The organism is Paenibacillus sp. GQ49 (assembly GCF_059759055.1).
Genome location: NZ_JCAXEL010000018.1, coordinates 17533 through 37886, shown reverse-complemented (window position 1 = coordinate 37886; position 20354 = coordinate 17533). Strand labels below are relative to the sequence as shown.

Sequence of the window (20354 nt, the reverse complement as noted above, 5' to 3'; positions counted from 1 at the left end):
ATAAATGGAAGGAGACTGAAGCTCAGTCTTCTTCCATTTGTTTTAAGCGTAACCGCATGCCCTCCTGCAACAGGTTAATGCCATCTACAATCTGGCTCCATTCGGGATTCATCACCTTGCACAGCTTGTTAAAACGCAGAATGCGATCGGTCACAGAGTCCAGCATATATCGGGCCTGTTTGCTAAAAAATACGTCGGGTGTTTCGGCATGCTCGACACTTGCATACATCAACACAAAGTCCCACACCATGCTTTGCACAGCAGGGCTATCGATGGCCCAACGCTTGTCCAGCGCTTCGGTAGTGCGAATACGAATTGCTTCCATTTTTTTCACCCAGACATCCGCTTCGACTTGTGGCTGATTCGCCATAATGAAGAACGGAACCTCCAGCTGAGCCAGATCTGCCCAATATGCCGGATCATTGATCAGTTCCTGAATTTCCTTCCAGGCCAGTGTTTGCTGAGCCGTCAGTTTGGTATCTTTCATCATGTATTTATCGAAAAAGTGCAGAAACGACACTCTCCAATCCTGCGGAATGCTGTCCAGCAGATGGGATTCATCCACTTTGGCAGCAACAAATTGTTTTCGTCTGCTCGCATTGGCCGTCAGGGATTCTACCAGACTGGAGATGTAGGTAAGAGACTGTTCCGAGCGCAGTGAAGTTTCTTCTTCATGCTGCCTCGCTTGGTGTAAAACAGAGAGCATGGAATTCATCGTGCCGATCTGGGTTTCCAAGGCTTCAATCTGCAGATCCAATGCCTGTGCTACTGCCAGTTCACCCGACATGAGCTTTCGAATATCCGGTATGCTGAAATTCAGATAACGTAGTGTTGTAATGAGTTCGAGTTGCCACAGGTCTTGCGTTGTATAGAGTCGATGTCCACCTTCCGTATGACTGGAGGGTTGTAACAGTTCAATCTCATCGTAATAACGGATCGTTTTCACCGTGGAGCCGATCAGTTTAGCTGCTTCACCGATGGAATAGGGTTCTTTATTTGCATTCAACGAGATCACCTCATGTTCTATTATACAATCTCCAGTTAGAGGAGATTCAACACTGGAATTGTTGCCAAGGAAAATGTAGCAGGTCCAGTTTAAATTCCACCCATCTCGGTTACAAAGGAAAGAGTGCAACTTTTACGCAAACTAAATTCACAACAAATAAAAAATACGCTTATACGATGGGTATCGTGTAAATAACCAAGGAGGAAATTGAACATGGCTAATCAAGACCAGCACACCATGCAAGATCCAACGACCCAATATCCGAAGGCTACACCGGAGTGGAAACAGCAACAGGATGAGCCGGGGCTCCAGCGTGAGATGACACCTGTTCCCGATGCGGGTGAGAAAAGTTATAAAGGCAGCGGACGATTAACGGGACGCAAAGCAGTTGTGACCGGAGCCGACAGCGGAATTGGTCGGGCGGCAGCGATTGCGTTTGCCCGTGAAGGTGCAGATGTTGTTCTGGCTTATCTGCCGGAAGAGGAAGCGGATGCGCAGGAAGTTGTGAAGCTGATTGAGGAAGCCGGTCGCAAAGCAATTACGATGCCAGGTGACCTGAAGGATGAGAAATACTGTGAAGAACTTATTGAGTCTGCGGTAAAAGAGCTTGGCGGGATTGATATCCTAGCTAACGTGGCAGGTAAACAGCAGTTTGTGGAGCAGATTGCGGATCTGACTACCGAGCAATTCGATGCAACGTTCAAAACAAATGTCTATTCCATGTTCTGGCTCTGCAAAGCAGCTGTGAAACACATGAAGCCGGGCAGCTCCATTATCAACACATCATCGATTCAGGCGTACAAACCTTCGCCAATCCTGCTGGATTATGCGACAACGAAAGCATCCATTAACACGTTCAGCAAAGCGCTGGCACAACAGGTGGGTAGCAAAGGGATCCGTGTCAACGTTGTTGCACCAGGACCGGTATGGACACCGCTCCAGGTCGTGGGCGGACAACCGGTCGAGAAGCTTGCCGATTTTGGCTCCAACACACCACTTGGTCGAGCAGGACAACCTGCCGAGATGGCTCCGGCATTTGTGTTCCTGGCAAGCCAGGAATCCAGTTATGTGAGCGGAGAGACATTGAATGCAAATGGCGGTACGGTTAGTCCATAAATAGTCTTAGGTAATTCGATCATTGTATAAGAGGATACGGTCTCCATATTGGGGGCGGTATCCTCTTTTTTGTCGTTAAGATGAGAGAAATAAAATATTTTTATATATGAAAGCGTTCTTATATAAAACAGGAAAGGTACATGGTAATATATTCAAGAACATGTTCTTCGCTCCCAGCTCCGAGAGTGCGTTGCTTATACAATGAATCTGTTCAGATCAATACACTATGCCTAGGAATCGAAGGAGGAATTCTGTAATGGCCAAGAATGTACTTAAACTAGGTGACCCTGTCATAAGCACGTACACATCGTATGGGACATTAACATCCGTTATGAACGAAGATTTATGGCCATGGATTTTCAATAACTTTATACAAATCAGGTATGCACATGGATGGGGAATTTTTTCGTTTGATTCTCATCAGTTTCTGCTAAGTACCTGCCCGGGAATTTCCTTTTACAACCTGCCACAAGAAATTGTGATTAGCAAATGGGGAATATCACTTAAGCAAGTGATTACAGAAGCGATAGATATGGGATATTATCTATATATTTATGCAGATCGATACTACATTGCGTGTACAGACTATTATCAGAAAGAACATCTTATGCATGAATTGTTGGTGTACGGGTATGACCTGGATCAAAATTTGATATACATTGCTGATAATCTAGATGATGGTAAATTCATACAAACCACATGTAGTCTGGATGAACTTGAGAAAGGCTACTGGACCATGTCTAATGAATACAGTTTTTGGACAGAAGTGAGATTTCTTAAGCCTATCCAGAATATCAATTATGCAATTCATGTGGAGCAAATGATAACGGCGATGGAAAACTATCTTAACTCAAGCGAGACATATGACTTAGTGAGAGATCAGAAATACGATTTTGGAATGAAAGCCATTCAACGTATCTTTACCGACATTGAGCAGGCAGCCCTAGTTGGAGAAGCATTGGATTCACGAGTCTTTCATCTCTTGTATGAACATAAGCTACTTATGGAGTTACGATTATCTTACTTAATGGAGAAATCAATCATTGAACGAGATGCAACCTTCATGGAATTAAGCACTATTCTGAAACAGGACTACTTTAAATTGAGAAACATAGTTCTGAAATACAATATAACGCGTGATGCAAGTACACTTAGTAAAATAAGTGAGAGGTTGCAACAGAATCTCACAAAAGAGAAAGCATTTATTTCTTCTTTTATTACCAGATTGCAACAGGTTAAATCAATGGCTTGAAGTCATCTAATAATAGACAAAAAACCCCCTTTACTTGTGAAAAAGCAAAGGGGATTGCTGTGTAACTAAGTTACTTCTGCTCTGGTTTCGGGTCCAGAATGGCATAACTGCCGAGTGTGGCTAATTGTGCTGTATTCAGAAGCGCTTCATCCACTGCAGCGAGGGCTTCACCGGCAGCTGTCATCAGCTCATCAGAGTCAACAGGTGAGGCGAAACGGAGAATGACGCGGTTCTCTCCTTTTTTGAGTTCACTCTCAGCCTTGGTTTTGTACTCATTAATGGACGCGACTTCGAGATCATTCTGCACATAATAATCATTGGCATCGCTCTCGCCATTAAACATCGTGAGCTCGGAATCAAGCCAATAATCTTGATCCGCTATCGTTTTCTGACTTGCAGCAGTCTCATCATTGGCATTGTACAGGAAATAAGGGATGCCGGAGTTCGTCAGGTTGTTGGTGGCATCTACATGGAACCATTCGTTCCCGATTTTGACCTTGTTCCATGCATGTGGAACGCCGCTGGAAGCGCCCGTTACAACGATGCTTTCCAATCCCGAAAGATCGGAGAGCAATTTGTAAACGGAAGCATAGCTGGCACATACCCCAACTCCTTTGACCAGAATACCGTATGTGGTAAACGAGTCATTAAACTGTGGATCGACATTTTTGAAGTTGTTTTGCTCCGCATTTTCCAGCGCTGCATCATCATACTTTGCGTTATCGTTCAGATAATCGTAGATGGCTTTCCGTTTCTCGTCTTCGTTCATACCATTCTTGATAATGGAAGCCACAACTTCATTTGCTTTGGCAATAATCTCATCTTGCTTCTTCTGGATACCACTAGCCGATTCATTGTAATAAATGGAAAGGGTAAGTGTACCATAGTTGTATTCGAAACCTTCCACACCAAGAATCAATGGATTCTGGTACATCACTTTCAGAACAACATCTGAGAGTGTCGTGAAATTTTGAGCTTCGGGGAAAGCTTTTAACGAAATTTTATCTTGTGCCGCAATCATGTTTTTGGCTAAAACTTCTTCCAATGCGGAATCTGCATTGATCATTGCATCACCTGTAGCAGGCTGAGGCACGGTTTCCTGATTACCTTGTTCTACATTTTGCTGTGTATTCGATTTCTGCTCATCTACCAGGTTGTCTTCTACAGCTTCGGGAGCTGGAGCAGGTGTTTCATTGGAAGCTTCTTCAGAAGCCATATCTGAAGAATTATCAGAAGTATTATCGGAAGCCTCAGTAGATAGAGGATCAGTTGCATCTTCTGAAGTCTCAGTATCGGTTGTGGACTCTGTAGTTGGAGTTTCCGAAGCCGGTGCTTCTTCTGTTTCCGTTGCAGACTCAGGTTCATCATGATTGTTGATGATCGTTGGCACATCAGGTGCAGGGACGTAAGGTGTGTTATTCTTTGGTTCCACCAGTCCGTTGCTGGACTCGGCTACGGTTTGCTGAGTGAGTCTGTCCAGGTCTGCTTGGGTCACATTTTCTACACGTACGTAACTTTTCAGAGCTGTTCCTTTAATGTGAAAAGGAATATTCGTTTCATTGAACTCTGAAATCTCTACGTTAGCGGTATCATAGACAATGGTTTCACGGGCTAGAGAGCCGTCATTGTACTCAACTGTTGTTTTCTGAGGAAGTACATCTATATTCTTTAATTTCTCCATATACAATTGTTCTTTCAAAGCTGTTGGTAACTGGGAAGCAAGGGGAGCTGTAGGGACACCTCTGCTAAAATTAGATTCTTTGCCTCCACCAATTGCAGTGACGTAATATTCTCCTCGTATACCATGGTTCTGAGTGGTAGTTATCATTTCATTATAAGTGCCTAGCCCGCCTTTTCCGTCTCTCAAAAAATCATTGAAAGACGTCTCTGTCGTTACCGCAATATCTAAAGGCAGACTATTACTGAAAGCGTCCTCTGCGCCAGTTAGAGGTACATTTGTATCGAAGTTGGTTAGGTCAGAACGTTTATAAATTTTATATTCGGTGGCACCTTCAACCTTGTCCCAGACCAACTTGAACCGTCTATCTTTGTCAATTTCGTATCTTAGGTTGGGTACGGGTAACTCCGATTTCACTGTAAACGGAATAATGATGGGTTTATCGAGTAGTGTTAGTTTTTCTGCATCCGGATCATAGTTCAGGCGAATGTAGTAGATTGGGGCACCGCCCCAAGAACTTTGATCCTTGTTCATCATGGAATCTGAACTTAAAACGCCCCATCCAAGAGGCTTAATGGAAACACTATTGTCGTTTGTCTCTGGAATGGCATATACATCGCTTGCTTTGAGTGCTTTAATATCGGTATGTACACTAATAATGTCACTAGCTCGCAGGCTACTTTTACGTAAATCGGCTTTAAACTTGAACGTAAATTCTTCATCCTGAGCTACGTTGTACATCGGCATGATCGCTTGTTCCGATTCAGAGCCGTATTTCTGCTTCAAACTTAAAATGGTAGAACCTTCTACTACTTCTGTAGGATTATTCTCGGACGGACTGCTTTCCTGCTCAGTACTCTGGCATCCAGCCAGTAACAGGGTGAGCGCAAACATAATGAAAAATAGACGTTTCATGATACACCGCTTTCTTGTTTTTCTGAGTGACTCTAATGGCTACGTTCTCCACAACGAAAGATTATCAAAATTGGTTAAAACCCATACTCGAACCTCTTAACGGCCAAACCTCCTATTAATTTCCTAATATCCTTTGCTAGTTTATGGTCATATTGACGCATTGTCAAGGTAAGAGGGTAGGTTTTAAGTCCTGTAGAACAATAGAACAGTTGTAATTCCGTAGCGTGTGTTCCATGTTAAAATTCAAGAGTTACTACATATTTTTTATGTATAACAGAATAATTTGAGGAGGCTGGGATGGCGTATGACAGCAGAACAGATTGTCAGAACCTTTTTTGAAGAGGTCCGATCAGGCCGAAATCCTGATTATGCAAGCAAAGTGATGGCGGAACAGGTACTGGCCCATCAAGTGATATCTGAAGAAGAGGTCACGGTCACCCGAACACCTTCCGATTATGCGGATCATGTGCGAGAAATGATCGAAGCTTACGGGGAATTTTCACTCGAAATTCAGGAGTTACTGACGCAAGGTGATAAAGTTTATGTGCGCTGGAGACAAACCGGTACCCATATCGGCGAAGTGGACGGATACAGTCCAACCAACCTCCCGGTGATTGAAATTGCCAGTGCGGTATACCGAGTGGAAAAAGAACAAATTGCAGAGTATTGGATACAGATCGACAGGTTGGGCATCGAGAAACAATTGGAACGTAATCGGAGCTGAGTTTCTCAGCTCTTTTTTAGTTTTCAGTTCTTTGTAAGCGTTCCCGTGTTATAATGGACAAAGTTGTATACAAGTTACCTAAAACGTTTTCTGTCTTTTGACTCCAACATCTGAAAGTGAGGTTCAGTGATGATTAAAGCAACGGAAGATAATCAATATGTTGAACTAACAAGCCCGACAAGTATACCGAAGGCATCCGGATTCCTTTGGAACGAAAAGATGATGATTCATGTGAATTGCCGGGGGTACGCGGTGGCCCAATTCATGCAGCCCGAACCTGCCAAATACTCGTATGCGCCCAACCTGGAAGCCAAGACGTTTATGCAACCGGAGCAGCCATACTATGCCCACCATCCGGGACGGTTTGTCTACATTAAAGATGAAATAAGTGGCGAAATTTTCTCAGCCCCGTATGAACCGGTTCGCAAGCAGGCGGATAGCTATATGTTCGCTGTGGGTAAACACGATATTCATTGGAAAGTGATTCAAGACGACATATGCATCGAGATGTCCCTGCGTCTACCGAAGGAAGATGTCATGGAGCTGTGGCGTGTGAAGGTAACCAATCTGTCTTCGAGAAAACGCAAGCTGAGTATCTACCCGTATTATACGGTCGGTTATATGTCCTGGATGAACCAATCCGGTTCATATGTGGAAGATTTGCAGGGCATTGTCTGCTCGGCGGTTACGCCGTATCAGAAGTATCAGGATTATAGCAAAATTAAAAATTACAGCGACAAAACCTATCTGCTTGCAGATCACCAGCCGACCGCGTGGGAAGTGAATCATGAGAGCTTTGAAGGCGAAGGCGGGCTACATAATCCTTCGGCCCTTCAGTCGGAGACACTCGCAGGTGGAGATTCGCGGTATGAGACACCTGTGGCTGTATTGCAATATAGAGTCGAACTGGAAGCGGGAGCTGAGCAGGCATATCGATTTATTTTTGGCCCGGCTCATGATGAGACAGAGATTGAAGGCATCCGTCAGCATTATTTTGTGAAAAAGGATGGACAGGATGGTTTCACCGCAGCCGAGCAGGAGTATGCTGAGTATATTGCGGAAGGGCAAGGAAACATCCAGATCGAGACACCGGACAGCTGGTTAGATAATGTCGTAAATCACTGGCTGCCTCGCCAGATGTACTATCATGGCAAAACCAATCGTCTGACAACCGATCCGCAGACGCGGAATTATTTGCAGGACAACATGGGTATGAGTTATATTCAGCCGCAGATTGCGCGGGATGCGTTCTTGACAGCCTTGTCTCAGCAGCATATAAGCGGTGCGATGCCAGACGGCATTATTTTGCACCCGGACGCAGAACTGAAATATATCAACCAGGTTCCTCATACCGATCACTGCATCTGGCTTCCGGTCTGTATGAAGACCTATTTGGATGAAACGAATGACTATAGCATTTTGGAGGAACAGGTTGCTTTTACAGACAGTGAACAAAAGGTTTCCGTACTGGAGCATATGAATCTTGCAATGCGCTGGTTGATCCATGAGCGTGATGCGCGCGGGTTGAACTATATCAATCAGGGTGACTGGTGTGATCCGATGAACATGGTGGGATACAAAGGCAAAGGCGTATCCGGCTGGCTGACCATTGCGACGGCATATGCGTTCAATGTGTGGGCAGATATTGGTGAACAGGCGGGGCATGCCGAGGTTGCAGCGGAATTCCGTCAGGAAGCCAATCAGACCAATGCAGTAGCGAATGAGTACCTATGGGACGGTAACTGGTATGCGCGCGGAATAACGGATGATAACGTAGTGTTTGGCGTAAGCCAAGACGTGGAAGGACGCATCTATATTAATCCTCAGAGCTGGGCACTTATGAGCGGTGCTGCGGATCAGGAGAAACAGGAGAAGTTAATCCGTGCCGTAGAGGAGCAATTGGAGACGCCATATGGTGTCGAGAAGCTCGCGCCGTCTTTCACAGCGATGCGGGAAGATGTAGGCCGTGTTACGCAGAAACATCCGGGAAGTGCAGAGAATGGTGCAGTGTACAATCACGCGGCGGCGTTCTATATTTACGCGTTGTACCTGGTGGGCGAGAAGGAGAAGGCGTATCGTTTGCTGCGTAAAATGATTCCGGGTCCTGATGGCGAGGATATTCTCCAGCGGGGTCAGCTACCTGTATTTATTCCGAATTATTATCGTGGAGCCTATCGTCAATTCCCACGTACAGCTGGGCGCTCCAGTCATCTGTTCAACACCGGCACGGTGCCGTGGGTGTATCGTTGCCTAATCGACGGATTGTTTGGTCTGCAAGGTCATGCACAAGGGCTTCAGGTTCGTCCGCAGTTGCCAGAAGATTGGAACGAGGCGTTGGTCACGCGTTTGTTCCGCGGGGCTGAGTTGCATGTAAACATGAAGAAGGATGCATCTGTTCAGACGATTGAGGTGCATGTTGACGGCCAACGAATTGCAGGGGACATCATCAAGAATATACAGGCGGGCGTGAAATATGAGGTGCTGGTGAAGCTGCCATTGTAGAAAAGGTAAAGCGGTCACTTGTTTGATATACAGCATTCATGTGAAGGGACGAAGCAGCGGCATCTGCTTCGTCCCTTTTGAACGTATCGGTGTTATTACTCTTCACCGATATGCTTATGAGACACCTTCACTTTTGCATTTATATCAAGTTAAGAATCTTGCATTTGTGCACAGCATATGTTCTGGAGCTAACCCTCAGTTTTTTATAAACACGTCCCAAGTGATATTCGACATTTCGAGTAGACATGAAAAGAGACTCCGCGATTTGTTTATTGGTTTCACCTTTTGCCACCTGTTGTAGCAATTTTATTTCGAACTCTGTCAGCACAGTTTCAGGAGCATTAAAGGAAGCTGTCGGAGTGAAAATCGCTTTAAGGAAATCCAGGGAAAAGATAACCGCCTCTTCCATGCACATGGAAATGCTTGTGAGCACCTGCTGAGCTGAAAAAGACTTGTCGATAAATCCGCGAATGCCTGCCTGTACCGACATTTGAAACAGCTGAATCATATCCTCCTGGGAATAGAAAAGCATGATTCTTGCATCAGGAATGATCTCCAGTGTTTTGGTTGCCAGTTCAATTCCGTTAAGGTCCGGCATAGACAAGTCATACAGGTAAAGGTCTATCGCATTGGCCTGTTCTTTTATGAAGTCTAGCGTTTCAAGGGCTGAATGAAGTACGGTTACCTTCATGTTGTTTTGTTCCAAAATGAGCTTCATTCCACAGGTGAATGCTTTATGATCGTCTACCAGAATTACGTTCAGCATGATATACACCTCGTATGTATTATTTTCTTTCGGACCACAAAATAACCGTAACAAGCGGATTTGTGGAATCTTGGCGGGTTTTGGGGATTGATTGCGGTTAAAACCCATTATTTCTATGATATATTAAAAATGTAATATATTTCAAGTTGAGAGGTGGTGAAATATATGCGTAAAGTTCAAGTGGCTCCTTTGAAGAGTTATGGTGCATTCCTGACAGTAACTCTCTCCAAGAAAAGTAAGCCGGGAGATGGTAAAAACGGCCGTGGAGTAAAACGTGGTTAATTTCAAAGGCATTATATGTTCACCAGAGAGGGCCTTTCGGCTCTCTCTAGTCATTTCCATATACTATATATTACCTTGCAGAGAGGGGTAGCAGGCATGAAAATTGCCCGAAGCGAGGAAACCGCCACGACGTCATTAAGCGAGGAATGTATCGTGCTGGATATCAATAACGGCGAATATTTTGGACTTGAAGGCGCGTTGATGGAGCTGTGGCTGGAACTGGAGACTGGGACAAGGGAATTCGACCAAATTCTGAGTAAATGGAAAAGTGAATTTGATCAATCCGAGGCTGAATTAACCGATATTCTGCAAAACGCTATTCAGGAACTTTGGGCTAAAAATCTGGTCAAGGTCGATGCCTCATGAGCAAGTCGATCCCTGTCCATAACAAGGTTTATTTCACCACGGTCCATGCTTTTGTCCGCCTGTTACTGCTGGAGACGGATTTTGTAGATGCTTATGAAAAAATTGCAATACATATGTATCCGCTTCATGTAAGCGCAGGACGAAGGGAAGCGAATCGGATCGAGACGGCCGAATTGTGCAGACTTGGTCAGATGATGTATGAAATGGATGAAAATGATCATCTCATCACCTCGTGTGTTTCCATAGCTATGACAGTTCAGGCCATTTTGTTTAGTGCCGGCTATGAGAGTGACTTGTTGATCGGTGTGAAAAAGATAGATGAAAAATTGTTTTCTCATGCATGGGTGCGTTTGGAAGACGGTCGGACAATTGACCCCAATCATAAAGGAAATGATTTGAAGGTGTTGAAAACATATAATATGAGCGAATATGCCGAGAGGTGGGTGCTATCTCTGGGATGAAGATATGGATTGCTATGCAGGGCCAAAATCGAAATATTTGGTTAGAGTGGATGGATTCAATTAAAAGGTGGGCAAGGGTTACCGGTGTGGATGTATATACGGACGACACGTTCCATTTAGCAACCCTCTCCTATGGTTACGGAACGCAGGTTTCCAGTTCCTTCACGGATGTCCGTCTTGATTTTCCCATCATTCTGGATGGCTGGGCAAGCGGTGAGTTGCAAGCTCATGCCGACGATTTCCCGTCCCTTTCATTTCATCAGCAGGAGCAAGCTTACCGTCTGCTGCAAGAGAAACCTGAATATCAACTATGCAAGTCTCAAGGGGAATTTACACTGGTGTACTGGGACCAGAAACGAAGCAGCTTGATTGTTGCTACGGACAGCTATGCAACCCGACCTGTTTATTATTGGATAAGTCCAAGAAATGAATGGTTTGTTGCCAACGACCTACGTGTGCTTTTGCTGCTTCAGGATATTCCTTTTGAGGTTGATGAAGACGTGTGCCGAATGTATCCGACTTCAGGCTTTGCGGTGGGGGAGAACGGACTGGAGGAGCGCACTTTTTTTAAAGGCATTCGCAAGCTGCCCACGGCCTCCATTGCCTGGTGGAACAATCATCAGGTGAAAGTGCAAAGCTACTGGGGAATGCGGGAACTGACAAGCAGGCCACAGCTCACGGAGGATGCTGCCCCTCAATTTCGTCAATTGCTGAAGCAGGTGACCTCGGAACGTTTTAATGGTAGCAAACGAATTGTTGAACTGAGCGGAGGACTCGACTCGGCTGCGGTTGTAGCAGCCGCCATTGCCAGCGGGAACCGAGAGCAGGTTCTGGCTGTCAACATCTCTTTTGCCGAGCCGGATATGATGCCAAGCCATGATAAGGATCTTGTCAAAAAAATGATGAAGGATCTGCGCATTCCCGGCCTGATCATTCATGCGGACGCCACGGCGAGAATACCAAATGCCGAAATTGGCAGGGACCCGCTATGGTTCGTGGATGGTCCAGATCCCCGAGCCAATTCACTTGTGAACGAAACATTTACGGTGCTTGCTCGGCAATTTGGAACTGCTGCCGTTTTGACGGGTGAAGGTGGAGACTTCATATATAGCGGTGAGGCTGCTGTCATTGATTCCTATTTTCGGCAAAAGCGCTATCGGGAAGGCATTCGTCAGCTCCGAAAATGGACTGGCAATCGAGCGGGCCCCATGCTGAAAAGGGGTTTCCAATATGGTTTGGCGCCATTCATTCCTTATATTGGAGAAAAATTGTACTATAAGCTGTTATGGTCGGATACGGAGTACGACTTGCCAGAATTTTTTACAAACGAACATCTCTTGAGAGAACGGCAGATGAATGCGGGGGAGGTTCATCGATACCGAAAAAGCAGGCCACTAAATTACTGGGGAAAGCGTTATCATTATGACTTTCTGTGGCCGCGTGCAAGATACATGGACTCTGTAAGTGTTACTTTGCCTGCATATCATCCGTTTCTGGACCGTCGCATGATCGAATTTTCATTCTCGGTTCCGCCGGAGCAGCATTATGATCTCTTGAAGGGGGAGCAAGACAGCTATGCTGGTTCCAAGCTGCTGCTTCGAAAAGCATTCACAGATATCTTGCCTTCGTATGTCTATAACAGGTCGTCCAAAACAACTTATGCCCATATGGCCAGAAAAAGCTTTTTGAACGATCGCAAGCATATTTTGCAATTGTTCGCGAGCGGACAGCGTGTGCTTGTTACGGAACTGGGGATTATTGACCAGAAAACGTGGTGGAAACACTTGGTCGCCATGGCAATCCGTTCGGAGGACCCGAATAATGATCTGGGCATGGGTTACCAATATATGCGCTCTGTTATCGACTTGGAGATTTGGCTACAGGAGATGAGCCGGGGCAAAGAACATGTGCTCAACCGCTCCAGGCCGGCTCCGGCAAGGCTGCTCGGAGATATCGAGGAGGTTAATCTGAATGAGAAGAAACCTATGTATTTTCATGCCTGATTCAGGGCCATTTCAATCATAAAGGTGCAGACGAATGGAGAAACACATGGCTGATCATGAAGGACGGTGCAGCAGAGCAGAACGAACACGGCAAACAACCCATTTACTCGTGCGAATGTTGTGGAAATCCGGTCCGGTATTAACCGTGCTTATCGTATTGTTCATATTCATTGAGGGGGCTGTTCCAGCACTTCAGCTCTATGCTTCTAAACAAATTATCGATGGAATTGCGCCAAACGGTTCAGAATCATACGCGGCGCAGTGGGCTATTGTCTATGCTTGTAGCCTGGTTTTGCTCAGCCTCGTGAACGCCGCGCAAACCTGGCTTAAAATGCTGCTATCGGAGCGATCTATCATTACTGTGAATAGCGTTTTGCTGGATGCTTTTGAACGTATTCCCGGCATGCGCTTTTTTGAAGAGGAGGAACACCGAAACCGGCTGGAAGCCTTGCGGGATCGCTCCAATTGGCTACCAGCACAGCTCCTGAATTTCAGCGCGAATTTGTGCACATCTATTTTTTCGACGATTGGTATTATTATGCTGATAGCCGTGCTCTCTCCGATGCTGTCCATTATTCTGGTGCTGTCAACAGCTCCTTTTGCATTTATGCAGAACCGTTACAACGAGATGGAATGGCAGTATGCCAAAGAATATGCAGTTACAAGAAGAAGATTGGATTATACTCGAAGCCTAATGATTAGTCGACGTGCCGCCAAGGAAATTCGCCTGTTTGGTTTGGGCAGCCATTTCCATAACATCTATCAACACACGTTTGCTCGGCTGTATGAACAGTTTCGAATGATCCAGGCCAAAAGCGCCAAAGGAACGGTTTTCACCGGTCTTTTTTCGGGTATGGTGGCAGGAGGAGCATACTTTTGGGTAGTAAGTCAATCTGGATCGGGCTCGATTTCGCTGGGGGATATTGCTCTGTATTTAGGGGCTGTGTTTCAATTGTCTGTTTCCTTAAGAGAGATTGCCAAGGAAGGGGCAGACACGATTGATATCTGGAGAATGGGAAATGATTTCGTCTTATTTATGAATGCAGAGGAAGATATCCGGATGCCTTCACATCCCGTTCCAGTGAATGCTGGCCCCCTATCTATAGAATTCAAGGGAGTAAGCTTCAAGTATCCTTATCAGGATCAGGAGAGTGCTGCTTCCGAGGAAGCAGCTGATGATTTCGACCTGGACCTGGACAGTGAGGAAATTGATGACGAAAACGAGGACGAAGTCCACGACTATGCTGAGGATGTTAATGAGAGTGAAGATAAACGTTCCCCCTGGGTTCTTGACCATATCAGTTTCAGCATATCGCCCGGGGAGCGCATCGCGATTGTTGGCGCCAATGGGTCGGGTAAAACAACACTTGTCAAGCTGTTGTGCCGCTTCTATGAGTTTTGCGAAGGCGAGATTAAAATCAACGGTGTGGATATTCGCTCGTTTGATGTCAGGGAGCTGAGAGAGCATATCTCGGTTGTTTTTCAGGAATTCGGAAAATACGAGTTATCCCTGCGCGAGAACATTATGATAGGCAGCATGAACGCTAAACTGAGCGACAGGGAGATGAATCAAGTACTTCAAGATTCAAGGCTGGACCAGATCGTTTCGGCGCTGCCTCATGGAATCGAAACCCTCTTGGGTCCTGAATGGGGAGGTACTGATTTCTCGGGTGGACAATGGCAACGCGTGGCGTTAGCCAGAGCGATGGTTCGTCAAGCAGGTCTGGTCATTCTGGATGAACCGGCTGCGTCTCTTGACATCCGGGCTGAATATGAGATTTTCAATCAGTTTCAAAAAATGACAAAAGGTAAAACGGTGATCATGATCTCTCATCGGTTCAGCACGGTTAAACTAGCAGATCGAATACTTGTCCTGAAAAATGGTTGTATCGTGGAAGAAGGTAGCCATGAGGCCTTAATGTGCAAAAATGGGGAGTATGCTACCATGTTCCGTTTGCAGGGAAAATCTTTTCAAGGGGAGGAGCATATCCAGTGATGGCATTGCAACGAATCACAGCCAGGCGACGACAGATGGCCTCCTCCGTTTTGTTTGGACTGTCCTTGCTATGGACATGCTCACCAGTAAAAGTGTGTACCGTTTTTGCCATTAAAATGCTTGAGGCATTGCTTGGTCCGCTGCTTGTGTGGCTGAGTGCCCAGATCATTGACAGATTGGCTGAGCAGCCGTTTGTTCTTACATCATGGGATGCGCTGGCTTGGATGGTGCTGTTGTATATTGGTCTAACATTAGCTGTGGATGCCCTCCAACCCGTATCAGAGATGCACAAACGCCTGTTGACTGCCAAACTTCAAGCACATATTGATGAGTTGTTGATCAGCAAAGCAATGTCGATTCCGGATATTGCTCCTTTTGAAAAGGCAGGTTTCCATACAAAAACTCGGGTTATTCAATATAACGAATACTTCGTTACAATGTGGTTAACGATTATTTCTCAGACCATCGGAGGAGTGGTCGTGATTGCAGCCGGGAGTATAATGATTGGAACGATCGCTCCCTGGGCCCCGATTGTCTTGCTGGCATTGGTCGTTCCCAAGCTGTACTGGGAAGCGAAGCTCAACAACGTTACCTTTGAAGGACGCGAGGAGGTCCAGGAATTAAGGCGGCGTGCTGAGTATTACGCTGGTACGCCGCTCAGGCCTGAAACAGCCGGAGAGCTGAAGGTATTTGGTCTTGTTCCTTTTTTTAAAGAGAGATATCTGAACACATCACGAGAGCTTCTGCTTACACTTTCAGCCGACCAAAAGAAACTGGCTCTCCATCAATTATTGTGGTCTGTGCTCCAGTCGCTGGCCGCCGGTCTCATCATTATATATCTAGTTGGACATGCGCTTTCCGGTCACTTCACAGCAGGGGACATCTTTTTATTTATTGGTGCCACTATACAGTTGAATGAGGGAATGAATGAATTGTTTGCAGCTTTTGCGATCGGTCCTAGAGAAGCCAGACATCTGGAGAAGATTCGTTCTTTTCTCTATAGCGAGAATGAAATGCAGTCAGGTCCATGCCCTCCGGCGGTGTCCGTCAAAGAGGGCTTCCGGCTGGAAGGGGTCAGTTTCCGGTATGATGAAACCAAAGTTGTGCTGGATATCCCAGAGCTTATCATCCCTGCTGGAAAAGTGACCGTGTTGGTCGGTGAAAACGGGTCAGGCAAAAGCACGCTTGTCAAACTGCTCCTGCGCTTCTTTGATCCTAATGAAGGAGTGGTGTTTTACAACGGTATTCCGCTGGGCGAGTATGATATCGCTGCCTATCGGACACAGGCTACAGCCGTATTCCAGGATTTTGTGCGCTATGAAATGAATCTTCGGGACAATATTGGACTAGGTAATCTTGCGGCTGTTAACGAGCAAAGGATAATCGAAAGAGCTGCCAAGCTGGGCGGAGTAGACGAATATCTCCACAAGCTGGGGCAAAAATATGATACACAGCTAGGCAGGCTATTCGGAGGCAGAAGCCTTTCAGGAGGAGAATGGCAGCGGATTGCATTATCCCGTGCTTTTATGAGAAAGGATATTGCCGGATTGCTGATTATGGACGAACCTTCCTCTGCGCTTGATGTGTTCATGGAGGAAGACGTGTTCCAGCGAATGCGGGATTTAATGAAAAACAAGACGGTGGTCATCGTCTCGCATCGGTTAAGCACTGCACGACACGCAGATCATGTAGTCTATATGGAACAGGGCAGAATCATGGAGACGGGAACCCACGACCAATTATTGGAAAATGGGGTGGGGTATGCCGAACTGTACAATATGCAGGCTCAAAAATATAGATAAAGAGGTGAGATGAAATGAGCGTGATTGACAATTTGCGACCGTTTACGGTAAGAGATCTGGCGATGCTGGAGGAGTGGTTTAAGGATGCAGAGGTTCATCGGCGCTTGGAGGGAATGCTTCCTTTAGACGAGTGGCATCAGCACGTGCAGCAGCATCCTGGTTATGACGTGTGGGTAGCGTTCTCGCAGGGTAAAGCCGTAGGTGTAATTATGATTGAGCAGGAGGAGCAGAATACGGGAAGTATTGCCATCGTTGTCGATCCGTCGGTTCGAGGCAGGGGCTACGGTAGAGCAGTGATTGGAAAAGCTATGCAGCTTCCCAAACTGGAAACGATCCATAAATGGTACGCTGGAATTGAAGCCGACAACGCTGCTTGTTTGAAGTGTTTCCAGTCTACTGGTTTTGTACTGGAGAACGAAGCTCCCGATGAAGACGGTTATTTTTCTTTATGGCATATCGCTAATATTAAAGTGTAGAGCGGAAACAAGGAGGGATGGCAATGAAAAGAATAATACGGCTGCTTGTGTTCATTCTGCTTGTCTCGTTTCTTCCTATATCTGAACTAAAAGCATCCGATCGGCAGGCCGATTACACCTTTCTCATTTATATGATTGGTTCTGATATGGAAAGTGATTTTCATATGGCAAGTGATGACTTGAAGGAAATGATGAGTGTCGGCTCTTCCAGCAATGTAAATGTTGTTGTTCAGACAGGAGGGGCTCGAAGCTGGGACCATTCGTCCATTGATTCCGGTCTGAATCAACGATGGCGTGTGGAAAAGGGGAGGTTGGCCCTTCTGGATAACGCAGGCTCGCAAAATATGGATACATCCGATTCCCTTACAGATTTCATTCGCTGGGGAACCCGTGAATATCCAGCTCGGAAGCATGTGCTTATGTTCTGGGGGCATGGTCTTGGACCGATCGATGGATACGGCGGCGACGAGCACTATGGAAATAAAAAAATGAGCTTGACCGAGCTTCAAAAAGGAATTGGACGCGCCTATAACGAAACGGGAATTAAATTTGAACTCATTGGCTTCGATAATTGCAAAATGGCAAGTGTGGAGGTGGCCTATGCACTTAGGAACTATGGGGAATACATGCTTGCCTCTGTCGATTACACGAATCAGAATGGGTGGGATTATACAAAAATGCTGAAGGCAGTTCAAGACAAGCCCGGGATTTCCACCCTTGAGTTGGGCAGAACGATTGCTCAAGGATATCTGGAACAGTCGAAGGAAAACGGCGAAGAGGAGGACCTTCAGCAATCGATCATTCGACTGGATCGGATGGGAGAGGTTATGAAGGCAGTCGAGTCATTCAGCAAAAGATTGTTAAAGCCCCAAGCTATGACAAAGGGAATAAGTCATTTGAGACAAGCACGGGCTCAAGCCGAGGATTATGCGGACGAAGCCGATTTGGTGGATCTTGCTGATTTGTTTACCTTGATCGGGAAAAGAATGAAAGCTGAGACCGAGGCGGAGCGCGTCAAAAAAACAATTCAAAAAGCGGTTGTTTTTAACATGAGATCACCGGAGCATCCTAAGGGAGAAGGGATAAGCGTTTATTTTCCAGATAAGGATGTCAGCCGTTTTATTGAAAAGGCCAGTGCTTATCAGAAGCTGGACTTTGACCCGCACTATAAGGCTTTTATTGCTGAATACTCAGCATTGCTGTCACGGCTGCCTCAGAACACTCGCGACTAACATAGGGTTACACACCTTACTTGTTGGCAGGGTCAGCACCCTTCCAGAATACCAAACAAGTGAGGTGTTTTTTTGTTTAGGAAGCAGATCAGGACTCACTCGATTCTTTGACTCTGTACCAATAGCTATAAATCTCTGAATAACCCAGCTTGGCGTAAAGCTTCAAGGCAGGTGCATTATTCGCAACCACTTGCAGGTAACTGGAGGTAGCGCCCTGTTTTTTTGCCCAATGGAGGAGATGAAGGATCATCTGTTCAGCAAGCCCCCGATTCCGGAAGTTAGCGTCTGTAATGATGTCATATAATCCAATGTAGCCACGCTCGATCACACCGAACCCACAGGCGACAACTTGCCCGTCAATCAACAGCGAGATGAAACCTACCTGTGTGCGGATATTGTTCAACATTAATTCGGTCGTTTCCCGTTGCAGATCATTCACCTGATTCAGTCGGCAAAAGTGATCCAGCCACTCCCCGGTTAACTTCTCGTCAATCTGTACAGCATGGTGCTCAGGCTCTTTGATATGTTCCAGACTCCGAGTCTGGAGGTGGGTGAGATCCACAACAGCATACCCTTTGTCTTGCAAAAGTTGGTCGAGATGATCCGGCTGAATAAACGGCGTGATTTTAAATATGGTATTTAACTGATTGGAAGCATAGATGCGCTCACATTCCTCAATCTTTTCATGCACATCCAGCGTGGAGTAGTGGATCGGTTGAACGGAGTTAGCACGTTTGGTATATCCTTTGGCAAAACGCAGTACCCAACCGTCATATAGTAAGGTAGACAAGGGCTGCCAGTGGTTAAGCGATAGTTCTTCAATGGTTTTGTGTTCTGAATCTATGGTATGCGTCATATCCAACCTCCGATTTTATAATTAAATAATAATACATAATAATGTATAAAAATACAATATAAATAGATATATCGCCAAACAGTATGCATTATCATGGGAGATAGTATACAATTTGATTTGGTTGAATAACTTCAGAAGCGGAGCGCATTATGCTAACTATAGAATTAAATAATCACAGCATTAACTGTCATATCCAATACGGCAAACGCAAGAAAGTTTCCATCACGATGGACTTGCCTTATATGGTAACGATCAAAGCACCCAATGGTACCAGTGAAGACATGATCCGGCAACTTGTAGAGCAGCACGGGGATGTGATTTTGAAGAAATCCGCTCTGATGCAGCGGGCGCTCGACGGTCCTCAAGCCAAGGAATACGAAGATGAGGGCAAGGGGGAGTTTTTGCTTTTTGGCAAGGAGCATGCACTGCATGACTTAATCCCTGTAGAGGGGCTTACAGAAGAAGAGCTGCGAGCGAATCTGAAGAAGTTTTATTTTGCCGAGTGTAAACGCATGATTGGGGAGCGCATCGGACGTTATCAGCAAGAGTTGAAGGTGAAACCGAAGTCAGTAGAGATTGTAGATTCTCCCACCAAGTGGGGCAGTTGCAGCTGGGACAAAAAACTTACGTTCAATTATCGCCTGGCGATGGCACCACTGGAAGTGATGGATTATGTCATCATTCATGAACTTTGCCATATTCACCACATGAATCATGACCGCTCTTTCTGGCGGCGGATCGGCAGCATCATGCCGGATTACAAAACAAAAGAAGATTATCTGATGCGAAATGGTCGAGCCATGACGTTGTAATTTCAGGCTTAAGCTTTCAAAAACGATACATCCCTCAGTTGCAGTAAAATAGCTGTTCCGCTTGTCCATTTGAAGTACAATATAAGCAAATATGCCCGTACCACGAATC

General features: G+C 45.8%; 17 protein-coding genes. 13 read left to right on the top strand and 4 right to left on the bottom strand.

The genetic code is table 11. The features are described 5' to 3' along the window. Positions 1 to 22 precede the first annotated feature (22 nt). Positions 23 to 1006, bottom strand: coding sequence for a MerR family transcriptional regulator (locus AC6CIF_RS24510; protein WP_498201873.1), 984 nt, complete (start codon positions 1004 to 1006; stop codon positions 23 to 25). A 213-nt stretch (positions 1007 to 1219) separates the two neighbouring features. Here AC6CIF_RS24510 and AC6CIF_RS24505 point away from each other — a divergent pair, with 213 nt between their 5' ends. Together AC6CIF_RS24505 and AC6CIF_RS24500 are read left to right on the top strand one after the other, a co-directional pair. After that, positions 1220 to 2122 carry an SDR family oxidoreductase gene (locus tag AC6CIF_RS24505; protein ID WP_017690578.1) on the top strand — a complete coding sequence of 301 codons (903 nt, stop codon included), beginning with the start codon at positions 1220 to 1222 and terminating at the stop codon, positions 2120 to 2122. A gap of 256 nt (positions 2123 to 2378) precedes the next feature. Beyond that, complete coding sequence (locus AC6CIF_RS24500; protein ID WP_498201871.1) at positions 2379 to 3374, top strand: cysteine peptidase family C39 domain-containing protein; 996 nt, start codon at positions 2379 to 2381, stop codon at positions 3372 to 3374. Positions 3375 to 3444: 70 nt separating this feature from the next. On the opposite strand, the gene AC6CIF_RS24495 is transcribed toward AC6CIF_RS24500, so the two are convergent. Then, positions 3445 to 5967, bottom strand: a complete 2523-nt coding sequence (locus tag AC6CIF_RS24495; protein WP_498201869.1) for a transglutaminase domain-containing protein — start codon at positions 5965 to 5967, stop codon at positions 3445 to 3447. A gap of 304 nt (positions 5968 to 6271) precedes the next feature. Here AC6CIF_RS24495 and AC6CIF_RS24490 point away from each other — a divergent pair, with 304 nt between their 5' ends. After that, on the top strand, positions 6272 to 6691 hold the full coding sequence (locus AC6CIF_RS24490) for an ester cyclase (RefSeq protein ID WP_498201867.1): 420 nt from the start codon (positions 6272 to 6274) through the stop codon (positions 6689 to 6691). A gap of 129 nt (positions 6692 to 6820) precedes the next feature. Next, entirely contained in the window at positions 6821 to 9193 is a 2373-nt protein-coding gene (locus AC6CIF_RS24485; protein WP_498201865.1) for a GH36-type glycosyl hydrolase domain-containing protein, read from the top strand. 139 nt (positions 9194 to 9332) lie between these two features. Here AC6CIF_RS24485 and AC6CIF_RS24480 read toward each other — a convergent pair whose 3' ends face one another. Continuing rightward, complete coding sequence (locus AC6CIF_RS24480; RefSeq protein WP_076214944.1) at positions 9333 to 9959, bottom strand: response regulator transcription factor; 627 nt, start codon at positions 9957 to 9959, stop codon at positions 9333 to 9335. A gap of 165 nt (positions 9960 to 10124) precedes the next feature. On the opposite strand from AC6CIF_RS24480, the gene AC6CIF_RS24475 reads away from it, so the two are divergent. The 8 genes from AC6CIF_RS24475 to AC6CIF_RS24440 all read left to right on the top strand — a co-directional run bounded on the left by AC6CIF_RS24475 (position 10125) and on the right by AC6CIF_RS24440 (position 18577). Further along, positions 10125 to 10241, top strand: coding sequence for a lariocidin family lasso peptide (locus AC6CIF_RS24475; protein WP_433748117.1), 117 nt, complete (start codon positions 10125 to 10127; stop codon positions 10239 to 10241). Positions 10242 to 10337: 96 nt separating this feature from the next. Then, positions 10338 to 10607 (top strand): PqqD family peptide modification chaperone, encoded by a 270-nt coding sequence (locus AC6CIF_RS24470; RefSeq protein WP_076214942.1) that lies wholly within the window; start codon positions 10338 to 10340, stop codon positions 10605 to 10607. After that, complete coding sequence (locus AC6CIF_RS24465) at positions 10604 to 11068, top strand: lasso peptide biosynthesis B2 protein (RefSeq protein ID WP_076214939.1); 465 nt, start codon at positions 10604 to 10606, stop codon at positions 11066 to 11068. The genes AC6CIF_RS24470 and AC6CIF_RS24465 overlap by 4 nt, the downstream gene beginning before the upstream one ends. After that, positions 11065 to 13071: an asparagine synthase-related protein gene (locus tag AC6CIF_RS24460; protein WP_498201862.1), complete on the top strand. Its 2007-nt coding sequence runs from the start codon at positions 11065 to 11067 to the stop codon at positions 13069 to 13071. The genes AC6CIF_RS24465 and AC6CIF_RS24460 overlap by 4 nt, the downstream gene beginning before the upstream one ends. A gap of 46 nt (positions 13072 to 13117) precedes the next feature. After that, positions 13118 to 15067, top strand: a complete 1950-nt coding sequence (locus AC6CIF_RS24455; RefSeq protein ID WP_498201860.1) for an ABC transporter ATP-binding protein — start codon at positions 13118 to 13120, stop codon at positions 15065 to 15067. Next, positions 15067 to 16869: an ABC transporter ATP-binding protein gene (locus AC6CIF_RS24450; RefSeq protein WP_498201957.1), complete on the top strand. Its 1803-nt coding sequence runs from the start codon at positions 15067 to 15069 to the stop codon at positions 16867 to 16869. The genes AC6CIF_RS24455 and AC6CIF_RS24450 overlap by 1 nt, the downstream gene beginning before the upstream one ends. A 14-nt stretch (positions 16870 to 16883) precedes the next feature. After that, entirely contained in the window at positions 16884 to 17345 is a 462-nt protein-coding gene (locus tag AC6CIF_RS24445) for a GNAT family N-acetyltransferase (protein ID WP_498201858.1), read from the top strand. Positions 17346 to 17368: 23 nt separating this feature from the next. Beyond that, complete coding sequence (locus AC6CIF_RS24440; RefSeq protein WP_498201856.1) at positions 17369 to 18577, top strand: clostripain-related cysteine peptidase; 1209 nt, start codon at positions 17369 to 17371, stop codon at positions 18575 to 18577. An 88-nt stretch (positions 18578 to 18665) separates the two neighbouring features. On the opposite strand, the gene AC6CIF_RS24435 is transcribed toward AC6CIF_RS24440, so the two are convergent. Then, positions 18666 to 19433: a GNAT family N-acetyltransferase gene (locus AC6CIF_RS24435; protein ID WP_498201855.1), complete on the bottom strand. Its 768-nt coding sequence runs from the start codon at positions 19431 to 19433 to the stop codon at positions 18666 to 18668. 149 nt (positions 19434 to 19582) lie between these two features. Here AC6CIF_RS24435 and AC6CIF_RS24430 point away from each other — a divergent pair, with 149 nt between their 5' ends. Then, positions 19583 to 20245: a M48 family metallopeptidase gene (locus tag AC6CIF_RS24430; protein WP_498201853.1), complete on the top strand. Its 663-nt coding sequence runs from the start codon at positions 19583 to 19585 to the stop codon at positions 20243 to 20245. Positions 20246 to 20354 lie beyond the last annotated feature (109 nt).

Coding starts and splice junctions, on each gene's coding strand:
- AC6CIF_RS24430 (WP_498201853.1), top strand. CDS start 19,583: ATGCTAACTATAGAATTAAATAATCACAGCATTAACTGTCATATCCAA.
- AC6CIF_RS24465 (WP_076214939.1), top strand. CDS start 10,604: ATGAGCAAGTCGATCCCTGTCCATAACAAGGTTTATTTCACCACGGTC.
- AC6CIF_RS24460 (WP_498201862.1), top strand. CDS start 11,065: ATGAAGATATGGATTGCTATGCAGGGCCAAAATCGAAATATTTGGTTA.
- AC6CIF_RS24440 (WP_498201856.1), top strand. CDS start 17,369: ATGAAAAGAATAATACGGCTGCTTGTGTTCATTCTGCTTGTCTCGTTT.
- AC6CIF_RS24455 (WP_498201860.1), top strand. CDS start 13,118: ATGGCTGATCATGAAGGACGGTGCAGCAGAGCAGAACGAACACGGCAA.
- AC6CIF_RS24435 (WP_498201855.1), bottom strand. CDS start 19,433: ATGACGCATACCATAGATTCAGAACACAAAACCATTGAAGAACTATCG.
- AC6CIF_RS24485 (WP_498201865.1), top strand. CDS start 6,821: ATGATTAAAGCAACGGAAGATAATCAATATGTTGAACTAACAAGCCCG.
- AC6CIF_RS24450 (WP_498201957.1), top strand. CDS start 15,067: ATGGCATTGCAACGAATCACAGCCAGGCGACGACAGATGGCCTCCTCC.
- AC6CIF_RS24475 (WP_433748117.1), top strand. CDS start 10,125: ATGCGTAAAGTTCAAGTGGCTCCTTTGAAGAGTTATGGTGCATTCCTG.
- AC6CIF_RS24495 (WP_498201869.1), bottom strand. CDS start 5,967: ATGAAACGTCTATTTTTCATTATGTTTGCGCTCACCCTGTTACTGGCT.
- AC6CIF_RS24490 (WP_498201867.1), top strand. CDS start 6,272: ATGACAGCAGAACAGATTGTCAGAACCTTTTTTGAAGAGGTCCGATCA.
- AC6CIF_RS24480 (WP_076214944.1), bottom strand. CDS start 9,959: ATGCTGAACGTAATTCTGGTAGACGATCATAAAGCATTCACCTGTGGA.
- AC6CIF_RS24505 (WP_017690578.1), top strand. CDS start 1,220: ATGGCTAATCAAGACCAGCACACCATGCAAGATCCAACGACCCAATAT.
- AC6CIF_RS24445 (WP_498201858.1), top strand. CDS start 16,884: ATGAGCGTGATTGACAATTTGCGACCGTTTACGGTAAGAGATCTGGCG.
- AC6CIF_RS24470 (WP_076214942.1), top strand. CDS start 10,338: ATGAAAATTGCCCGAAGCGAGGAAACCGCCACGACGTCATTAAGCGAG.
- AC6CIF_RS24500 (WP_498201871.1), top strand. CDS start 2,379: ATGGCCAAGAATGTACTTAAACTAGGTGACCCTGTCATAAGCACGTAC.